This window comes from Herbiconiux daphne (assembly GCF_024979295.1).
GTDB lineage: Bacteria > Actinomycetota > Actinomycetes > Actinomycetales > Microbacteriaceae > Herbiconiux > Herbiconiux daphnes.
Genome location: NZ_JANLCJ010000498.1, coordinates 1 through 631 on the forward strand (window position 1 = coordinate 1; position 631 = coordinate 631).

General features: G+C 39.3%; 1 protein-coding gene. It reads right to left on the reverse strand.

Annotation, left to right across the window (positions count from 1 at the left end):
- Positions 1–90: 90 nt before the first annotated feature.
- Positions 91–486 carry a hypothetical protein gene (locus N1032_RS26075; RefSeq protein ID WP_259543532.1) on the reverse strand — a complete coding sequence of 132 codons (396 nt, stop codon included), beginning with the start codon at positions 484–486 and terminating at the stop codon, positions 91–93.
- Between the last annotated feature and the right edge of the window lie 145 nt (positions 487–631).

Genomic DNA, 631 nt, shown 5'->3' on the forward strand with positions numbered 1-631 from the left:
GTCATTATCAAAGCCAGTATCTGTTTCCCCAATGCCTATACTTGTTTTAACTTTCGTTAAGATATCATTTGCCAAATCGTTTTCTCCTTTCTACCAAAGTTTTGTATCTCCAGGAGTGCGCTCAACAAAGTCATCTTTGGGTTGACCATAGTGGATAGTATTGTGCACTTGAATTGATACCGATATTAAGTTTTCAGGGTCGAACAACTTATAAGAGTTGCTAACAATATCTTCTTCTGATAAGGGATTTATGTGGTGGACAATGATCAACCCTGAGATATCATGTCCCTCGAGTCCGAACTCGGACCCTAAATCCCGTCTGATAATTGTTTCTCGACATTGTATCCAAGCTTCTGATTTATAGAACTTATTGGACATTGATCTAGGAGATTCATGCGATTTACCTGCAAGGCTGAGATAATTCAAACGCTCAGCAAAGTTGTCGAACTGTAGCATCTCTGAATATGATAATCCGAAATCCGCCATTAATCCAACTCTATAAACTCACCATCAAGAGTCTCATTAGACTGAGTGGGAGAATATCCTTTCATTGCTGCAATAGCATTTTGGTAAGCCTCTGCTGTAAGACGCTCTGAGTCCATAGATTCTATTTTGGCTGCAATGAGTTTGT

What these genes read in the sequence shown, in the direction of transcription:
- N1032_RS26075 (WP_259543532.1), bottom strand. Translation starts at nt 486, where the DNA reads ATGGCGGATTTCGGATTATCATATTCAGAGATGCTACAGTTCGACAAC.